A 16,643-nucleotide genomic window follows, 5' to 3' on the forward strand; every position below is an offset into this window, starting at 1 on the left:
GGGCAGTGGTAAGTTGACCTTGATCTCGATCAGTTGGCCGGGCGTTGGGAAACAAATGCAAGGTTGTTTGCGGGCATGTCGATGGTTTTCAGCACGCGCAACCCTACGTCCTGGAACAGGCTAAGGACATCTTCGTCGTTCTTGTAGCCAATGTCGGGATCTTGTCCGATCAGAGCCTCGTGAAACTTTTTGTCCCCGCCACTTGTCAATTGGCCCGAGCGTTTAAATGGGCCGTACAAAACGAACCTCCCGTTTTCAGTTAGGGACTGCGCGACTTCGGCGAAAATGGCTCTGGTGTCCTGCCAACTGATCAAATGTATCAGGTTAATCAAGACGATCAGGTCCTGCGAAGGAAAGCGCGCATGCCAGCCCGAATTCGTTGCGTCCAGATGTTCGGCATTTGCCACGTTGGGTAAGGCGCTGGTATAGGCGTCGATGCTAATGCGGCGTTCAGGGTCAGGTTCGGTGGGATGCCACGTCAGATCGGGCAGCAAATCAGCAAACGCACAGACATGCTGACCGGTTCCGCTTGCAATCTCCAGCGCGTGCCCACGGCGCGGTGCCCAGTCTTGTAGCAACGCGCAAAGCGCATCGGAGTTTCGCGTCGCTGCCGGGGCCACCAGTTTCCCATCCTCACTCGCGTTGGCGACGCTCGCAGAGGGCGGTAGATTGCGTTTGATCATCTGTTCAACCTATCTGGGGTCAGCGACTTAACACTGTCTGGATCCAGCACCGGCGTGTTTCCGACCACCAGATCACACAGCAACTGCGAAGCTGCCGGTGCTGTTTGGAAACCATACCCGCCTTGACCCGCAGACCAGATAAACGACGGATCGATCGGGTCAGGCCCAAGCACCAAGGTTCCGTCCGGTGCGAAACTGCGCAATCCTGCCCAGTTCGTTTCGACCCGTGTTACTGGTTCGGTCATCAATTCTTCATAGCGCGCCAGACCTTCGGCCAACACCATGTCGTCGGCATAGGCGTCCTGAGGTGGTGCGGGGTCGGCTTCGCAAGGCGAAACAAGCAATTTGCCCGCGTCCGGTTTGGCGTACCATGTTTCACCCGTGCCCAACATCATGGGCCATCCGGATACATCATGGCCCCCGGGGGCGGGCAGCCGCGCCATTGAACGGCGGCGAGGAGAGATGCCGATGGGCGGTACCCCGGCAAGCTTGGCAATCTCGTCCACCCATGCACCGGCCGCATTCACCAAATTGCGGGCTTCGAAGATCTGCCCGGCCTCGACCAGCCAATGCCGCTCTTTCCGAATGTCGGTTACTTTGCTTTTCGTTGCAGCGGTTCCCCCGTTCTGGCGAATGGTTCGCGCGAAATCCTGCAACAGGCGATCAGTATCGATGTCAAAAGCAGCTTGGCTGATAGCCGCAAAACCCACCTTGGCCGGGTTCAGGATCGGAACGCTCGAAACCGCCTGATCGATGGGAATTCTTTCCATGTTCAGGTCTTTGCGGTCGGCTTCGAAAACTTCGCTTTGGTCAAACGAACCGATCAACATCAGTCCGCGCTGGGTTAGGTACCCACCGTTTTGTGTGTGCAGGAACGTGGCCCCAGCCCTGTTCAGCGCCACCACGGATTGCGGGCCATAGCTTTCTTCAAACAGGGCTGCCGAGCGACCCGATGCGTGATACCCCAAGGCGTCTTCGGCCTCTAAAACCATCACGGTTCCATGTTCCGACAAGCGCGCTCCGGCGCTCAACCCGGCAATTCCGCCCCCGATGACGAGGAAATCGATCATTATTTGTGTTCCTTCCGCAGCAGGTTCGCCACAAGTTTTCTGGGTTTCATTTAGCTTTTTGGGTCAAGCATTTGGCATGTCGAAGATTCTCCAAAATATATGCAGCCTTGAATTTGGGCTTCAACCCGGTCAAAGAAGTATCAAAACGAACAGGAGGGCAAGGTGACCGCAGCAGATCTTCATCCAATGGCCACTGGGCACATTCCCCGATACGTCGTCGCAGCTGACGGAAGCGATTACCTTTTTTCGGCTATGGTCGTCTTCTTTGTCATTCTCGTGGTGCTGATCGGTGTTGGGTACCTGACGCTTCATTCGGTTCCGGAAAAAATGGCGCACGAGAACAACCATCCGCAATTTCAGTTGGTGGGTATTCTGGCGCTGCTGGCCCTGTTTACTCATAACGGGATATTCTGGATTGCCGCTGTACTGGTCGCAGGGTTCCAGTTTCCGGATTTTGCAACCCCGCTTAAAAACATTGCCGATGCCATTCGTTCTCTTGGACGTGCAATTGCTCCGGAACCGGTGCCCGAGGCACCTGCGCCAACCCCTGGCGTTTCAGAATCCACCGACGTTCAGGAACAAAACACATGATTGAGACCCTGCTTTGCGCCCTGATCACGGTGCTGCCCGATTATCTGTTCCGCCGGTTTGTTCAGGGCAAACGTATCGGTCACGAGATCACCCTTTTCACCATGTGGTACGAGTTGCGCTGGGGTCTTACGACCTGTGCCATTCTGGCGCTTACGGTAATCACCACGCTGTTTTATTTTCACCCAGCCAGCAAAACCGCAGCGTCCTATTTTCGAACCGTGACGATCCTGCCGCAGCTAGGTGGCCGTGTTTCGGAAATTTTCGTTAAGAACAATGAACTGGTAACTGCTGGCCAGCCTATTTTCAGGATCGAAGATTTCAGCCAGACAGCGCAGGTTCAGGCGGCGAATGCACAGATCGCACAGGTTCAGGCCTCGCTGATAGTGGCTGAAACCGATCTGGCCGAGGCTGATGCCGGTGTTGCCGGTGCCAAGGCGGCTTTGGCGCAGTCCCTGGACGATCTTGAACGAAATACGACCCTGCGCGACCAAGGTTCAAGCGCTGTCCGGTTGACCGAGATCGAGCGGCTGGAAAACCTTGTTGCCGAGCGTGAGGCGCAGGTGGTTGCGGCCGAATCCAGACGTGCGGCAGTCGAACAGCAGATCGAAGAGCTGATCCCTGCGCAACTAGCCAGCGCCATTGCTCAGCTGGACGCCGCTCAGACCGAGTTGGACAAAACGCTGATTGTCGCCGGTGTTACCGGACGGGTCGAGCAGTTTAGCCTGCAGGTTGGCGATTACGTGAGCCCGTTGTTGCGTCCTGCTGGCATCCTCGTTCCATCGCATACCGGACATGACCGTTTTCAGGCTGCTTTCAACCAGCTGTCTGCTCAGGTGATCAAACCAGGTATGATCGGTGAGTTGGGCTGCATGACCAAGCCATTCACCGTAATTCCAACTGTGGTGGTCGAGGTTCAGGATGTCATACCGTCCGGTCAGATCCGTCCATCAGATGAATTGCGGGATGTGCAGAATAACACCAATCCCGGCTCGATTCTGGTCTATATGGAGCCGTTGTATGAAGGTATGGCCGATGACCTTCCTCCGGGCAGCAACTGCCTGGCCAACGTCTACACTGACAACCATGACCGTCTGGAACACGAGGATTTGGGCTTTTGGAAAGCTGCTTTCCTGCACGTGGTCGACACAATTGGCGTGGTCCATGCGGCAGGTTTGCGTTTGCGCCTGATCCTGATGCCCGTTAACACTCTGGTGCTGACCGGGCATTGATCCGGTTTCTTCAGAACAGTTCTTAACGCGCCCGGCAGGTTCCCCGCCGGGCGCTTGCATTTTTATAGCGCTGCTTTGAACAGCTGAGTGAGGTTTTCTTTGGTCAACTCAATCGGGTTCCCGCCGCATGAAGGGTCGATGATTGCGCCTTCGACGAGGGTTGGGATTGAGGTCTCGGTTACGCCGAATTCTGCCAGCTTTCGCGGGATGCCAAGGCTGTCGTTGAATTCCTGTACAAAAGCGCGGAAGCCGTCAAAGCCACCGTTGATGCCCAGATAAGCGGCAGCCTGCTGGAAACGATCTGCTATGGCGGGAGCATTGAAATCCAGCACAGCAGGCATGCAGACCGCATTGGTGGTGCCGTGATGGGTGTTGAAGTGCGCGCCGACCGGGTGACTCATGGCATGGATCGCACCCAGACCTTTCTGGAAGGCGGTTGCGCCCATGGCCGCCGCGCTCATCATCTGGGCGCGGGCCTCAATGTCGCTGCCATCTGCGTAGGCGCGCGGCAGATAGTCTTTCACCAAACGCATACCTTCCAGTGCAATACCCTGGCTCATCGGGTGATAATGCGGGCTCGAATAGGCTTCGACGCAATGCGCGAAGGCGTCCAGACCGGTGCCTGCGGTGATGAATTTGGGCATCCCAACCGTCAGTTCAGGATCGCAGATCACCACCGTCGGCAGGACCTTGGGGTGGAAGATGATCTTCTTGGCGTGGGTCTCGGAATTTGTGATGACGCTGGCGCGGCCAACCTCGGACCCGGTCCCCGCAGTCGTTGGAACCGCAATGATCGGCGCGATTGCATCCGCGTCGGCGCGGGTCCACCAGTCGCCGATATCCTCAAAGTCCCATACCGGGCGCGTCTGGCCGCACATGAAGGCGACCATCTTGCCCAGATCCAGCCCCGAGCCGCCGCCAAAGGCAATCACACCATCATGTCCACCGGCCTTGTATGCCGCAACGCCCGCGTCGAGGTTTTTCTCATTCGGGTTTGGGTCCACGTCACTGAATACACCGCGGCCCAGGCCAGCCGCCTCCATGATATCCAGCGTCGCCGATGTGATCGGCAGATCGGCCAACCCCTTGTCCGTGACCAGCAGGGGTTTCTTCATCCCGGCTGCGGCACAGGCTGCGGGCAGTTCCTTGATGCGCCCGGCACCAAATTTGATCGCGGTCGGATAGGACCAGTTTCCAACAAGTGACATGTCAGGTTTCCTTTGTGATTTGAGACCTGCTCGGGCGAGGGGAGCAGCCCCGAGCAGGCCGTCCTTAGCCCGTGACCTTCTTCAGGTGGTAGGATTTTGGACGGGTGAGATTGTGATAGCCGATGACCGAAAGACCTCCGCCGCGCCCGGTATTCTTGCAACCGGTCCAGCACAGGCCAGGGTCCAGATAGTCGGCCCGGTTCATAAAGACGGTGCCGGTCTCGATCTGGTCGCCCACACGCGCCGCGCGGTCCACATCGCGGGTCCAAAGGCTGGCTGTCAGACCAAACTCGCTGTCGTTCATCAGCGCGATGGCCTCGGCATCCGAGGACACTTTCATGATGCCAACTACGGGGCCAAAGCTTTCGTCCCGCATCACCCGCATATCATGGGTGACATTGGTCAGGATCTGCGGCGTCAGATACGCGCCGCCATCATCCTCGGGGAAGGGGTCGATATGCGCGACCGCGCCGGCCTCAACCGCTTCGGCAATCTGCGCGCGCACCTCGTCAGCGAAACGCACATTGGCCATAGGACCTATGGTTGTTTCGGCGTCCAGCGGATTGCCCAGCTTATAACCCTTCACGATCTCTACCGCCTTGGCGACAAAGTCATCGTAAAGGCTTTCGTGAACGTAAATCCGCTCGATCCCGCAGCAACACTGGCCCGAATTGAACATCGCGCCGTCGATCAGCGTATCAACCGCCGCGTCCAGATCGGCGTCGTCCATAACGTAACCCGGATCCTTGCCGCCCAGTTCGGTGCCCACGCCAGTAAAGGTACCCGCCGCCGCACGCTCCATCGCCTGACCGCCGCCGACCGAACCGGTGAAGTTCACAAAGTCGAACGCGTTGCCCGCGATGAGGTCATTGGTCACGTCGTGGCTGAGGAACACATTCTGGAACACGTCTTCGGGCACCCCTGCCGAATGGAACGCCTGCGCCATGCGTTCACCGACCAACAGGGTCTGGGTCGCGTGTTTCAGAACAACCGTGTTGCCCGCGATCAGCGCGGGCGCCACCGTGTTGATCGCCGTCATGTAAGGATAGTTCCAGGGTGCAACCACAAAGACCACCCCATGCGGAATGCGCTTGATATAGCGTTTGAAAGTCTCGTCTTCGCCCACGGCAATATCGGCCAGTGACGTCTCGGCGATCTTTGCCATATGGCTGGCGCGTTCGTTGAATCCCCCAAACTCGCCGCCATAGCGCACTGGGCGGCCCATCATATGGGCCAGTTCCGGAACGATCTCATCATTCATCGCGCCAACAGCCGCGACACCCGCTATCACCAGATCAATCCGCTCCTGCAACGACCGCGCAGCCCAGGCCCCCTGCGCTGCCCGCGCCCGCGCCGCGACCTCAAACGCAGCCTCCCGCGACAGCACCTCGCGTTCCGCATAAACCGATCCATCAATCGGCGAGACACATTGCAACATCTGCCCCATATCCACTCCATCTCTAAAGAGAGCAGGATCCCTGCTTCATCTGGCCATAAATATCCCGGGGTGCGCGAGGGGCTGGCCCCTCGCTTCCTCCATCTCAAGCCCGCTCAAAGCCGCGGGCAATTTCCCAATCGGTTACCACGCGTTCGAATTCCTCGATTTCGACCTCAGCCGCGCGGGTATAGTGATCGACAACGTCATCGCCCATGGCCGCGCGTAACATGGCCGAACCTTGCAGGGCGTTTCGTGCCGCACGCAGCGTGCCGGGGATCATTCCCGTCTCGCCCTGATAGACATCGCCCTTCGTCGGCGGCTGCAACTCCAGCCCTTCTTCGATCCCTGCGATCCCGGCCGCCAGCATCCCTGCAACCGCCAGATAGGGGTTCATATCCGATCCCGGTATACGGCACTCGACCCGTATCGCCTTGGTTCCATCCCCGCACAGGCGGTACCCGGCCGTGCGGTTGTCCACCGACCAGATGATCCGTGTCGGTGCAAAGGTGCCCTTCATGAACCGCTTGTAGCTGTTGATGTACGGTGCCATGAAATACGTGTAATCAGCGGCGTATTTCAGCAGGCCGGCCATATAGCTTTTCATCAACGCCGACATGCCCAGCTCATCCGCCGCGTCATAGAACGCCGGTTGCCCATCCTTCCAAAGCGACTGATGCACATGAGACGAGCTGCCCACCCTTTCATGATGCCATTTTGGCAGGAAGGTCGCCGCATGACCCTGCTGCCAGGCGATCTCTTTCACCGCGTTCTTGGCGATCGAGTGATACTCTGCCGTGTCCATCGCAGGCGCATATTTGATGTTCAGTTCTTCCTGCCCGGCCTCGGCCTCACCTTTGGTGTTCTCAACCGGAATGCCCGCATCCCACAGGTGGTTCCGGATCGGGCGCATCACATGCTCTTCCTTGGTGGTCTGCAGAATGTGATAATCTTCGTTATAACCCGAGATCGGTTCCAGATCGCGGAACCCTTCCTTGCGGATTGCATCAAAACTTTTCGCAAACAGGAAGAATTCCAGTTCGGTGGCGCACATCGCCTCATACCCCATCGCCTTCAGGCGGTTCACCTGCTTTTTCAGGATCGAGCGCGGCGCATGTGGCACTTCCTCATGGGTGTGGTGATCCAGCACATCGCACATGACCATCGCGGTACCTTCCAGCCAGGGCACCGGGCGCAATGTGCTCAGGTCTGGCTTCATCACATAGTCGCCATAACCCCGCTCCCAACTGGTTGAGGCATACCCATCCGGCGTCGCCATCTCGAGATCCGTGGCAAGCAGGTAGTTACAGCAATGCGTCTCTTCCCACGCGCCAGCCACAAAATGACCTGCATGAAAACGCTTGCCCATCAACCGACCCTGCATGTCAACCATGCAAACCAATACTGTGTCGATCGCGCCGTCTGCGACAAGCGATTTCAGGGTTTCGAAAGTCAGAGTTGCGGTCATGAAACAAACCTCATGCGTTGAGTAGGGGCGCCGCATGACAGCGCCCCTGTTTTGATATCAATCGAATGTGTAAGGAGCGCCGGCCTGGTTAATGACCGAGTTATACTCACGGAAGATGCCAACGATCTTCTGGTGAATTTCGCCCTCCTGTGCGACCTCGTCCCAGAATTCGATAGCGGCATTTTCCACTTCTTTCCATTCTGCCGCCGGAACCTGTCGCAGCTGCAGTTTGTCACCATTCGCGCGCAAGGCCGCTTCGCCGCCCCAATACCACTGGTTACGATAGGTGTGGCCTGCTTCGACACCTGCCATCACAACAGATTTCAGGTGGTCGGGCAGCTCGGCCCAGCGTTCCTGGTTTGCAAACCAGGACCCGATCCACGCGCCTGAGATGTTGTTAGTCAGGAAATAGTCGGTCACATTGGCCCAGCCAACAGTGTAATCTTCAGTGATGCCCGACCAGGCCATTCCGTCCAACTCACCGGTTTGCACGGCAACTTCCGCGTCTTCGTAGGGGATATTGACTGGTACAACACCAAACTTGGCCAGAAAACGCCCGGCCGTCGGGAAGGTGTAGAGCTTCAGCCCATCCAGGTCGCCAAGGCTTTTGATTTCCTTTTTGGTGTTGAAGTTGCAGGGGTCCTGACCCGCTGCCGATAGCCACGTCACACCAACCTTCTCATATTCCGAGCGCCAGATATCAGCCAGACCGTATTGGTTGAACAGCACCGGAACGTCCAGAATATGCTTGGTCGCGAAGGGGAAATAACCACCGAATTGACGCAGCGGAGTAGGCGAAGCCATGGAATCGTCGTCCGAATGCACACCGTCAATCGTGCCGCGTTGCAGGGCCTGGAACAGTTCGCCTGTCGGAACGATCTGGTCCGCATAGAACAGTTCGATCTCAAGTTCGCCATTGGCATTGGCGTTGATGTAATCGATGGCTGGCTTGGTCACATGCTCGCCCAATGCGCCACCGGCATAGGTCTGGAACCTCCACTTGATGGCGGATTGCGCTTTGACGATCGCAGGAGAGGCCAGTGTGGCGGCCCCCGCCAGACCGGCGGAGCTTAGAAATCTGCGTCTTGTAGTCATTGTCTTTCTCCTCTGTTTAGTCTTGCTGAACTTCGCCCCTTTCCGGGGTCTTGTGACTTAATTTCCATAGACATAATTCGGCAGCCATAGCGCGATTTCAGGAAAGATGATGATTATGGCCAAGGCGCAGACCATCACCAGAACAAAAGGAACGATCGAGCTGTAGATATCGCGCAGCGAAATTTCCGGGGGGGCCATCGCGCGCATCAAGAACAGGTTATAGCCGAATGGCGGCGTCATATATGCGATCTGCGTGGTGATCGTATAAAGCACGCCGTACCAGATAAGATCAAATCCAAGCGCACCCACCAGCGGAACGTAAAGCGGCGCGACGATAACCAGCATGGCAGTATCGTCCAGAAACGTACCCATCAGGATAAAGCTGAGCTGCATGAGAACCAGGATCATCCACGGGGAAAGACCCAGTTTTTCGGTAAACAGGCTTTCGATTGCCTTGACCGCACCCAACCCGTCGAAGACAGCGCCAAAAGCCAGAGCCGCCAGAATGATCCACATGAACATGCACGAGATGCCCAGGGTGTGCCGAATAGAATTCTCGAAAACCGTGCGTGTCAGCCGTCCTTTCAGAAAGGCCGCCAGCATGGCCGTTGTGGCTCCGATGGCGGAAGATTCCACCAACGAAGTCCAGCCGTTAACAAAAGGGACCATCATCACCATGAAAATGCCCAAAGGTAACAATCCGGCTTGCAACAGCAGCAGCTTTTCTCGCAACGGAATGTCGCGATCTTCCGCGGGCAGGACCGGGCCGAGCGATGGGTTGATGCGGCAACGGATGATAATGTAGATGATGAACATGGCTGCCATCATCAGCCCGGGTATCACTCCGGCGAGCCATAACTGGCCGACGGGTTGCCGCGCAATCATCGCATAAAGAACCAGAACAACGGATGGTGGCACCAGAATCCCAAGGGATGATCCGGCCTGAATGACGCCGGTCACCATGCGCTTGTCATAGTTCCGGCGCAGCAATTCCGGCAAGGCGATCGTAGCGCCGATTGCCATACCTGCAACGGACAACCCGTTCATTGCCGATATCAGAACCATCAGCCCGATGGTTCCGACAGCCAGACCACCGGACAAGCCGCCCATCCAGACATGGAACATCTTGTAAAGGTCATCTGCGATCCGACTTTCGGAAAGGATGTATCCCATGAAAATGAACATGGGCAGTGTCAGCAGCGGGTACCACTTCATGACCTTGATCGCAGCGGCAAAACCCAGATCGTAGCCGCCCCGATCCCCCCATAGGAACAAGGCCGAAACCACAGCGACACAGCCGATTGCACCAAAGACGCGCTGGCCGGTCAGCATCATAAGCATCATTGATGCGAACATCAGCAAGGCAATCATCTCGTATGACATCAGATTACCTCGCGCGGGATATCGTCGCCGCACAGGCGCAGAATATCTTTGAACAATTCTGATATGGCTTGCAGCAGCATCAGGAAGATACCGATAACCATGATCAGCTTGACCGGCCAAAGGTAGGGTCGCCAGATCGTCGCGCTGCGCTCACCACCATATTGGAAGGAATACATCAGGCTGTCCCATCCCCCCCACAGCAAGATGACCAGATAGATGATCAGGAATACGACTGTGAAGGCATCCGTCCAGGCCTTGCGGCGATGAGACCATTCGCCATAAAGCAGGTCCATTCGCACGTTTGACCCCATCTGGATCGAATAAGGGCCACCAAGCATGTAGTAGGCCACCATGGCGAACTGAGCCATCTCGAGCGTCCAGAGCGACGGCACGAAAAAGGTTTTCGAGACCGAAGACCAGAACAGAATACCCATCATGACGAATATGCCGTACATGACGACGCGCCCGATCCAGCGGTTCGTTCGATCAATGACCGCCACGTAGCCCCGCAAGAACTTCATCTCGATACCCCAGCTCTCATTGTTTCGCCTCTGTGTGCGAATACGCATCAATTACCGTTTGCAGGATCGGCGTCAGAATCCCGGCAATACGGTCTACTCCCGTTGGTGTGTCAATAAGATCGTTTCGAACTTCGACCATGACATTCGGAAGCCCTCGACTGATCGCATGTTCCTGCAACGTATGCGTGACGCCATCCGTGGCAGAGTAAGGTTCGTTCAACGCGGCTTTCAGACCCGAGTCCTTGGCGAAGCGCAGCATAAGTTGGGCTGCCCGGTCGTCTTCGTCATGAAGAATGCCCAATTCGACTGATCGGGTCTTACCGTTGTAGACGGGAGTGAAACTGTGCATCGTGACAACGACAGGCGGCCGATCCCGCGCGTCCAGAGTAGACGACAACAATTGTTTGAATGGCTCATAAACCTCGCGGACCCTTTGAGCGCGTTGAGCGTCCGTCAGGTTTTCGTTGCCGGGGATGGAAAACACTTCGCTTACCTGCGGCATTGCATCTGCACGTTCAGGCGAGCGGTTGCAGTCGTAAACAAGTCGGCTGATGCAGGAATGAACCAGCGGCGCGTCCAAAGCCTTCATCAGTTCGACTGAAAGCGCCAATGCACCAATATCCCATGCTGCATGAGACAATGCAGCGTCTTCAGTCAGGCCCAATCCGTTCAGTGACGCCGGGATGAGTCGGCTAGCATGTTCGCATACCAAAACGCACTGTGCCCGACCGCTGGCATTCTGCACGCGGGCTGCCGGAGCTTCGGTTGGTAGAAGCATTGGTGTCTCGGAATCGTGGCGCATAAGTAGCATTTGTTACAGCAACCTCAGGCCTGTCAAGAAAATTACTGTAGACAAAATTACAAACGAACATATTCTGTAAAAAATTTGAGAAACGAAGGTGCCGATGGCCACCGTTGCGAAACTTGTCAAACAGCGGATCCAGGAAGAGCTTGACGATCTGACACGGTCAGAACGGCAACTGGCCTCGGTACTCTTGCAGGATTATCCAATGACCGGCTTGCAATCGATCACCAAGCTGGCCGCTGCGGCGCAGGTCTCGACCCCGACGGTCATACGTATGGCACGCAAGCTGGGTTTTGACGGTTTTCCCGCCCTGCAGGACGCCCTGCGAGAGGAGGTGGCGGCACAGATCAAAAAGCCGATCTCGAAACGGGATACCTGGGTTGTGGATGACGAGGCGGAACATCCCACAACGCGGTTTGCACAGGCCGTTTGGACAAATATGCGCCACACGCTGGAACGACTGGACAAAGAGATGTTCGATACCGTTGCCCAGCTTCTGGCAAACACGGATCGCCATCTTTACGTCGTGGGCGGGCGTATCACGCGTTCAAATGCGGATTATCTGTTCAATCACATGCAGATTATTCGACCCAATGTGACGATGCTGGGCAATTCGGCAAACGTTTGGCCGCAGTACCTGCTTGATATGGATGAAACCTCGGTTCTGGTGATTTTTGATATACGCCGATACGAGGCCTATCTCGAGAAACTGGCGCAGGTCGCATCCAGCCGCGGCGTGACGGTTATCCTGTTCACCGACCAGTGGGGATCACCGATTGGCAAGACCGCCAATTACACGTTTCATGCACTGGTCGAGGCACCCTCCAGCTGGGATTCAACAATAGCGCTACAGCTGATTTCGGAAACCCTGATCTCTGAAGTGCAAGAGGCCCGATGGGAAGAAAGCAAGGAACGCATCGAGGAACTCGAGCGGTTTTTCTCCTCGACGCGGATATTTCGCAGTCACGATTGAAGGCCGTACATCCACCGGGAAATATCACGTTTTTGGCCGCGCTAATTTTCACACTTCCCGCTTGACGCGCCCGGGCGCATGACTTAACCAGCGCAAACCATGTGCGGGTATAGCTTAATGGTAAAGCCCCTGCCTTCCAAGCAGGCTATGTCGGTTCGATTCCGTCTACCCGCTCCAATCCCCACTGATTTCTGCGTCAAATGGCCCTTATGGTTGGCTGTTTCTGGCAGGAATGCTTGACCGGAACGGCGACTGGCGCCAAGAAAGCGTTCACTTTGTAGTGTTCAATTCACAAGGGCCGGACATGGCAAGACAGACCGCCAATAAACCAGCACAATCAGCGGCTCCTGGCGCTAGCGAAGAGCGGGCCCGCTCAAGGAAAATCGGGGTGCTGGGGTCGCTCTGGCCTTTCATGAAACCCTACAGGCTATTGATGATCGGGGCGACACTGGCGCTGATCCTGACGGCCAGTATGACGTTGACCCTGCCATTGGCCGTGCGGCGGGTCGTTGACAATTTCCGCATTCAGGACGGTGAATTGCTGGACTGGTACTTTTTGGCAGCGTTGGGCATTGCCGCTGTTCTGGCTGCGGGAACCGGTGTCCGATATGCGTTGGTCACACGGTTGGGGGAACGTGTGGTAGCCGATATCCGCAAGGCTGTTTTTGATCGTGTGATCGGCATGAGCCCCGAATTCTACGAACGCATCATGACCGGTGAAGTGCTGAGCAGGATCACCACTGACACCACACTCATCCAATCGGTTCTTGGCTCATCGGTTTCCATCGCGCTGCGCAACATGCTGATGTTTGTCGGCGGGCTGGTTCTGATGCTGTTGACTTCGGCCAAGCTGACCGGGCTTGTCTTGCTGCTTATCCCCGTGGTGGTGGTGCCGATATTGATTCTGGGGCGGCGTTTGCGCGTGATCAGCCGCGAAAACCAGGATTGGATTGCGGCGTCTTCCGGAAACGCGGGCGAGGCATTGGGGGCGGTACAGACGGTGCAGGCCTTTACCCACGAACAGGCCAGCCGCCAGCAATTCGATGAGATGACCGAGATGTCCTATACCGTTTCGCTGCGCCGGATTCAGACGCGCGCGGTGCTGACGGTGATTGTGATCTTTCTGGTTTTTTCAGGCATCGTTGGCGTTCTGTGGATGGGCGCAAATGATGTACGCAACGGTGTGATGACCGAAGGCGTTCTGATTCAATTCGTGATCTACTCGATCATCATGGCGGGTTCAGTCGCGGCCCTGTCTGAGATTTGGAGCGAGCTTCAGCGCGCCGCCGGAGCCACCGAGCGTCTTGTCGAGTTGCTGAATGCCGAAGATACGGTTTCGGACCCCGCCAAACCCGCTCCTTTGCCAAAGGACGTCCGGGGCGAAATCCGGTTCGAAGATGTCAGTTTCCGTTATCCCGCGCGCCCCGATACAATCGCGCTGGATCACTTGTCGCTTCAGGTAAACCCGGGCGAGACCGTTGCCTTTGTCGGGCCGTCAGGGGCGGGCAAGACGACGATCATTCAATTGATTCAACGGTTCTATGACCCAAATTCGGGCCGAGTGATGCTGGATGGCCATGATCTGCGGGAACTGGATCGCACAGATTTCCGTAAGTACATGTCTTTGGTGCCGCAGGATCCGGTGATCTTTGCCGCCTCAGCCCGCGAAAATATTCGCTTCGGTCGTCTGGATGCAACAGATGCCGAAGTAGAAGCCGCAGCCCGTGCCGCTATTGCGCATGACTTTATCGCGTCCTTGCCCGACGGGTATGACAGTTTTGTCGGCGAGCGGGGGGTCATGCTGTCGGGTGGGCAGAAGCAGCGTATCGCAATCGCTCGCGCCATATTGCGCGACGCACCCGTGCTGCTGCTGGACGAGGCAACCTCGGCCCTTGATGCGGAAAGTGAACGCGCAGTGCAGGGCGCTGTGGATCAGATGCGTGCCGGTCGCACGACCCTGATTGTTGCGCACAGATTGGCCACCGTAAAGAAAGCCGACCGCATTGTTGTGCTGGAAGAAGGCCGTATCGTGGCGCAGGGCAGCCATGATGATCTGGTGTCCCAAGATGGGCTATATGCGCGCCTCGCACGACTGCAGTTCACCGATGGCGTAGCCGCAGAATAGGAGTGACGCTCGGGCATTTGTGAATTCGCCGTAGCGTCATTCTACAGTTTCCTCTCTTTCAAAGCTAAGGCCTCGCTTGCGCGAGGGTTGTTTTGCTTCCATCTTGGATGCGAACAACAAGCTCGTGCAAAAACACGGGAGAAAAACGGGAGGAACCACATGGCCTTTGTGGGATTGGAAGACAAGACGCGCATAGAACAGGAGATGTCGTGGGAGGATCGGGATTTGCCTGTCACCTTCCATCAGCTCCTGTCGCGCACGGCAGAGAAATTTCCCGACCACAACGCCATCAGTTTTCAGCTGTTTTCCGGGCCTACAGACAAGGCTGAATCGCTGACCTGGTCGGAACTTCTGGGTAAGGTCAATCAGGCAGCAAACCTGTTCCGCTCGCTGGGTGTTGGTGAAAAAGACGTGGTGGCGTATGTGCTGCCAAACTGTAACGAAACGCTGATTACCATGATGGGCGGTGCAGTTGCGGGAATCGTGAACCCCATCAACCCGCTGCTGGAGCCCGAGCAGATTGCGGCGATCCTGCGTGAGACAGGCGCCAAGGTGGTTGTTACGTTAAAGTCCTTCCCGAAAACGGATGTTGCCCAGAAAGTGGAAGAGGCGGTGCGCCACGCGCCCAAGGTCAACACCATTCTGGAAATCGACCTGAACCGGTACCTGACGCCGCCCAAGTCGTGGCTGGTTCCCTTCCTGCGCCCCAAGATGGGCGAAAAGGAAAAGCTGGCGCATGCGGATTACAAAAACTTCAACAAGGAACTTGCCAAGCAACCGACGACGCTGACATTCGAGGACAGCAAGGAAGATCGCGTTGCTTGTTATTTCCACACCGGTGGGACCACCGGGATGCCGAAGGTAGCGCAGCATAAATACTCGGGCCTGATCTACAACGGCTGGCTGGGCAAAACGCTGTTGTTTGATGAAAATGACGTCATCATGTGCCCGCTGCCGATGTTCCACGTCTTTGCCGTGCATGTGATCGTGATGGCCGCCGTGTCGTCAGGTGCGCATGTAATTTTCCCGACACCTGCAGGTTATCGCGGTGACGGTGTGTTCGACAATTTCTGGAAGCTGATCGAGCGCTGGAGAGTGAGCTTTATCATCACTGTTCCAACCGCGATTTCAGCCAAGATGCAACGCCCGGTGGATGCCGATATCTCAAGCGTGAAAACCGCCTTTTCGGGTTCGGCGCCGCTGCCAGTGGAGTTGTTCCGCCGCTTCGAAGAGGCGACGGGCGTCACCATCGTCGAAGGCTACGGCCTGACCGAGGCCACCTGTCTGGTCTCGTGCAACCCCGTGGATGGCGAGAAAAAGATCGGTTCGATCGGTATTCCGTTCCCCTATACGGATGTCAAAATCCTGCTGGATGGGCCGGATGGACCGACAGAGTGCGGCACTGATCAGATTGGTGAGATCTGCATCTCGAACCCCGGTGTGTATGCAGGCAACACGTATACTGAGGCTGACAAGAACATTGGTCTTTACCACTTTGACAAATACCTGCGTACGGGCGATCTGGGGCGGTTTGACGAAGACGGCTACCTTTGGATCACGGGTCGCGCCAAGGACCTGATCATTCGCGGTGGTCACAATATCGATCCTGCTGAAATCGAAGAGGCGCTGCTGGGTCACAATGCAGTTGCCTTCGCGGGGGCGATCGGTCAGCCGGACGCGCATTCGGGCGAAGTGCCCTGCGCCTTTGTAGAATTGGTCGATGGAGCGTCGGTCACTGAAAACGAGCTGCTGGAGTATTGCAAGGTTCACGTGCATGAGCGTGCTGCACAACCCAAGCATATAACCATTCTTGACGAGTTGCCGAAAACTGCCGTCGGTAAGGTGTTCAAGCCGGACCTGCGCAAACAGGCCATCACCCGCATTTACAACGGTGCTCTTGACGCTGCGGGGCTTGCTGCGCGGGTTGTTCTTGTGATCGACGATAAAAAGCGTGGCCTTGTCGCGCAGCTTGACGCGAACGGATCTTCGGAAGACGATGTCTCGAAAGTGCTGGGCGCATATACCCGGCCCTGGGAGTGGTCCAAATAAGCCGGAGG

The 16,643-nt window shown here is 56.6% G+C and carries 14 protein-coding genes and 1 tRNA gene; 6 read left to right on the forward strand and 9 right to left on the reverse strand.

All coding sequences use genetic code 11. The annotated features are described in order from the left end of the window. Positions 1–29: 29 nt before the first annotated feature. Both AC2FND_RS07445 and AC2FND_RS07450 read right to left on the reverse strand, forming a co-directional pair. Positions 30–683: a DUF938 domain-containing protein gene (locus tag AC2FND_RS07445; protein ID WP_496768881.1), complete on the reverse strand. Its 654-nt coding sequence runs from the start codon at positions 681–683 to the stop codon at positions 30–32. Continuing rightward, positions 680–1,753, reverse strand: a complete 1,074-nt coding sequence (locus tag AC2FND_RS07450) for an NAD(P)/FAD-dependent oxidoreductase (RefSeq protein WP_496768882.1) — start codon at positions 1,751–1,753, stop codon at positions 680–682. The genes AC2FND_RS07445 and AC2FND_RS07450 overlap by 4 nt, the downstream gene beginning before the upstream one ends. Positions 1,754–1,939: 186 nt before the next feature. On the opposite strand from AC2FND_RS07450, the gene AC2FND_RS07455 reads away from it, so the two are divergent. Both AC2FND_RS07455 and AC2FND_RS07460 read left to right on the forward strand, forming a co-directional pair. After that, on the forward strand, positions 1,940–2,344 hold the full coding sequence (locus tag AC2FND_RS07455; RefSeq protein ID WP_480476916.1) for a hypothetical protein: 405 nt from the start codon (positions 1,940–1,942) through the stop codon (positions 2,342–2,344). Next, a complete protein-coding gene (locus AC2FND_RS07460; protein WP_496768884.1) occupies positions 2,341–3,573 on the forward strand; it encodes an HlyD family secretion protein in 1,233 nt (410 codons plus the stop codon). The genes AC2FND_RS07455 and AC2FND_RS07460 overlap by 4 nt, the downstream gene beginning before the upstream one ends. Positions 3,574–3,635: 62 nt before the next feature. Here the strand turns inward: AC2FND_RS07460 and AC2FND_RS07465 are convergent, their stop codons facing one another. The 7 genes from AC2FND_RS07465 to AC2FND_RS07495 form a co-directional block, all read right to left on the reverse strand. Then, positions 3,636–4,781: an iron-containing alcohol dehydrogenase gene (locus AC2FND_RS07465; RefSeq protein WP_496768886.1), complete on the reverse strand. Its 1,146-nt coding sequence runs from the start codon at positions 4,779–4,781 to the stop codon at positions 3,636–3,638. Positions 4,782–4,845: 64 nt separating this feature from the next. After that, positions 4,846–6,228: an aldehyde dehydrogenase family protein gene (locus tag AC2FND_RS07470; RefSeq protein ID WP_496768888.1), complete on the reverse strand. Its 1,383-nt coding sequence runs from the start codon at positions 6,226–6,228 to the stop codon at positions 4,846–4,848. Positions 6,229–6,322: 94 nt separating this feature from the next. Next, complete coding sequence (locus AC2FND_RS07475; protein ID WP_496768890.1) at positions 6,323–7,684, reverse strand: glutamine synthetase family protein; 1,362 nt, start codon at positions 7,682–7,684, stop codon at positions 6,323–6,325. 57 nt (positions 7,685–7,741) lie between these two features. Continuing rightward, entirely contained in the window at positions 7,742–8,779 is a 1,038-nt protein-coding gene (locus AC2FND_RS07480; protein ID WP_209504652.1) for a TRAP transporter substrate-binding protein, read from the reverse strand. A 57-nt stretch (positions 8,780–8,836) separates the two neighbouring features. Then, positions 8,837–10,162 (reverse strand): TRAP transporter large permease, encoded by a 1,326-nt coding sequence (locus tag AC2FND_RS07485; protein ID WP_496768892.1) that lies wholly within the window; start codon positions 10,160–10,162, stop codon positions 8,837–8,839. Continuing rightward, positions 10,162–10,683 carry a TRAP transporter small permease subunit gene (locus AC2FND_RS07490; RefSeq protein ID WP_209504650.1) on the reverse strand — a complete coding sequence of 174 codons (522 nt, stop codon included), beginning with the start codon at positions 10,681–10,683 and terminating at the stop codon, positions 10,162–10,164. Before AC2FND_RS07490 ends, AC2FND_RS07485 begins: the two co-directional genes overlap by 1 nt. A 16-nt stretch (positions 10,684–10,699) precedes the next feature. After that, the gene (locus AC2FND_RS07495) at positions 10,700–11,461 is read right to left on the reverse strand and encodes an N-formylglutamate amidohydrolase (RefSeq protein ID WP_496768894.1); all 762 of its coding nucleotides are present in this window, start codon (positions 11,459–11,461) and stop codon (positions 10,700–10,702) included. A 127-nt stretch (positions 11,462–11,588) separates the two neighbouring features. Here AC2FND_RS07495 and AC2FND_RS07500 point away from each other — a divergent pair, with 127 nt between their 5' ends. The 4 genes from AC2FND_RS07500 (at position 11,589) to AC2FND_RS07515 (ending at position 16,635) form a co-directional block, all read left to right on the forward strand. After that, on the forward strand, positions 11,589–12,461 hold the full coding sequence (locus AC2FND_RS07500; RefSeq protein ID WP_496768896.1) for a MurR/RpiR family transcriptional regulator: 873 nt from the start codon (positions 11,589–11,591) through the stop codon (positions 12,459–12,461). Between the two features lie 103 nt (positions 12,462–12,564). Then, positions 12,565–12,638, forward strand: a tRNA-Gly gene (locus tag AC2FND_RS07505). Positions 12,639–12,765: 127 nt separating this feature from the next. After that, the gene (locus AC2FND_RS07510; protein ID WP_496768898.1) at positions 12,766–14,586 is read left to right on the forward strand and encodes an ABC transporter transmembrane domain-containing protein; all 1,821 of its coding nucleotides are present in this window, start codon (positions 12,766–12,768) and stop codon (positions 14,584–14,586) included. A 159-nt stretch (positions 14,587–14,745) separates the two neighbouring features. Further along, complete coding sequence (locus AC2FND_RS07515; RefSeq protein WP_496768900.1) at positions 14,746–16,635, forward strand: acyl-CoA synthetase; 1,890 nt, start codon at positions 14,746–14,748, stop codon at positions 16,633–16,635. Positions 16,636–16,643 lie beyond the last annotated feature (8 nt).

The sequence above is a fragment of the Ruegeria sp. BHSB056 genome (genome assembly GCF_059613305.1).